Annotated in this window: 1 protein-coding gene; it reads left to right on the top strand. The window is 53.4% G+C overall.

Going from position 1 to position 2,894, the window contains the following annotated elements; genetic code table 11:
- Positions 1-63 precede the first annotated feature (63 nt).
- Positions 64-2,894 (top strand): TonB-dependent receptor (locus Q4563_RS15435; protein WP_303605079.1); only part of this gene is annotated, 2,831 nt, incomplete at its 3' end.

Raw genomic sequence — 2,894 nt, 5'->3', positions numbered from 1 at the left:
TAAATAAATCAGATAACGATGGGTAGCAACATGACTATGAGACTGAATCGTCTGTGCGTCGCAATGGCAGCAGCAACCACCATGGCCTCCTTAAGCCACGTCGCCAGCGCTCAACAAGAGCGACTGGAAGAAGTGGTCATTACTGGCATTCGCAGCAGTATGGAAACCTCAACCGCCATCAAACAACAAGCCGGAGAGATTGTTGAGTCGATTACCGCCGAAGACGTCGGTAAGTTGCCCGACTCCAACGTCGCCGAAACCCTGACTCGTATTCCTGGGGTGCAAGGCTATCGATACGGCGGCGAAGGTGCCTCGCCCGTGGGCGAAGGCAGCGGGCTGACCGTGCGCGGTCTCTCCGGACAAACCGCATCACGCCTGAACGGACGCACCTACTTTACCGCCGGCAGTCGCGAATTTAATATCGAAAGTGCCATCCCCGGCATGATCGCCGGCATCGACGTCTATAAAAACCCGAGCGCCAAACACATTGAGGGCGCCATTGGCGGCCTGATTAATATTCGAACCCGTCGCCCGCTGGATATGGATGAGCAAGTGGTCAGCTTGGCGGCGACCGCTAAATACAATGACTTTACCGAATCAACCAGCCCCGATTTATTCGGTCTGGTTTCCAATACCTGGTATTTGGATGACGGCTCCGAAATGGGCCTGATGTTTGCGGCCAACGTTCAAGAAAGCCACAACCGTTCTGATTCCACCCCCGCCAACCGGGGCCCGTACTTGAGAAGAGCCGTTCGCGCAGACTCGTCAGAGTACGAGGGTCTCGCGGGCGCAAACCAGAGTTACGCCGGGCGCAATGACGTTTGGTACTTGGCAGACCCTACGGGCAATGAAGACTCCTCGGAGCTGATGAGCACCCTCACCCAAAGCGCCAACGTTTTCCAGGAAGACATTTATCGCGAGCGCGAAGGTTACAACGCGGCCTTTCAGTGGGCCCCGAGCGACGACTTTGAAGTCTATGTGGAAGGTAACTACAACCTCTACAACTATAATCAGGAATATCAATTTCTGGTCTTGAACGACAGCCGCACGATAAAAGATCTTGAAACCATTGATTTCGATATGACCGAGTCACTTGTCGATCGCAATGTGAATGGTGGTGTCGATGAAGTGCTCGCCGAGCAAGTTCTGATTAGTGGCGAGTCCTTAGACTCATCCTTTTTCTCACTTGGCGGCGAGTCAGAGCGCCCCTACGAGACTTGGCTGATCGCGTCCGGGTTTGACTGGAATATTAGCGACAAGTTGAACATGACCGCTGATCTCTCTTATGTCGAGGCAAGCCAAACTCAGGATAGCCGCAACGTGCAGATCGATCCTAAACTGGGTTTAACCTGGGACTTCGCGCGCGAGCTGTATCCGGATAGCCGCAACCCAAGCAACATTCAAATCTCTGGCCCAGATCTATCCGATCCCAATAACTTTGTGTTTAACAGTTATGCCAACGTGATCCATCAGAATTTTGATGACGATGGCCTCGCTCTGCAAACAGATTTTACCTATGATTTGGATGGCTTCTTTCACACCCTATTGTTTGGTGCGCGAGTTGCCACTCAAGAGTCAAGCTACAGCAGTTATAACTTTACCGGGCAGCCACTCACAGACGATGGCCTGCCACTGGCCAGCGACCACTCTAACGCCGTGTCAGTTGCCGAATTCCCGGAGCTCTATAACATTGCGCCCAACGACTGGATTCGCAACGAAACCGACTTCCCCGGTGGCTACCTGACGTACCGCTCCAGCGCCTTGCACAGCGGTGTGCTCTCGGAGCTTTTCCCCTTGTCGGGTATCCCGGCCAACGGTGCCATTCCAGAGAATGTGACATCGCGTCGCCATGCGGATGAACGTACCGCGGCCGCCTACCTCATGGGCGAATTCTCGACCGAGGATGAGCGTATACGAGGTAATGTTGGCGTTCGTGTCGTTGAGACCGATATCGAAACCCGTGCCTGGGTGGTGGACTCCACCGGCGGTGAGTCGGTTGTGGTACCGGTGGACAACTCGAACTCATATGTCGATGTGCTCCCTTCTTTGAATGTTACCTATGAGATGCAAGAAGACCTGCTGTTGCGCTTCGGTTACAGCAAAGGCATGACCCGTCCTAATTTTGGGGCTTTGGTGCCGAGTGTTACGGTCGACCTTCTGCAGGGGCTAGGCAGTGGTGGCAACCCCGATCTGGAGCCACTGAAAGCTGACAGCTATGACATCTCTTTGGAGAAATATTTCGGTAGCGCCTCGTACGCCTCTGTCGCACTGTTCACAAAAGAGATTGACGGTTTTATTAATGGATCGCAAAGCTGTGAAACCGTTGCCACCGCCCCGGCCTACAACGGTACGTTCGACAACAGCTGTCCCGAAGGACAATACCTGCTCAGTCGCGACGTCAATGCCGGCGACGGTAACGCAACCGGTATTGAACTGGCTGCGCAAACCTTTTTTGATTTCCTGCCTGGGATTTGGCAAGACTTTGGTGTAGCCGCCTCTTACACCCACGTCGAGACGGACAACCCGGTTGAGATTAACGGCGAGGTGATTGATACACCACAGGCGTTCCAATCTGATGACAGCTACAGCATCTCGGCGCTGTACGAAGGCGAGAAAACCTCTGCCCGATTGGTGTATAGCTATCGCTCGGAGTTTATCATGACCGGTGTGGTTCCAGCGCCTGTCAGTGGTCGATACATCAAAGGCTATGGCTTGCTGGATGCCTCCATTAACTATGATCTGTCGGATCGTTACACCATTAGTTTAAGTGCCTCTAACCTGACCGACGAAGCGCCGCTGCGTTACATTGGTGAGCCAGGTGCCGTAACGACTGATTTGCTCACGCAATATTTTGTCAACGGGCGCAACTTCTCGCTTAGCTTTAGAGCTAACTT

The sequence above is a fragment of the Gilvimarinus sp. 1_MG-2023 genome, assembly GCF_030548285.1.
The sequence above is the reverse complement of the archived record's forward strand: the minus strand, read 5'-3'. Positions and strand labels throughout refer to the sequence as shown.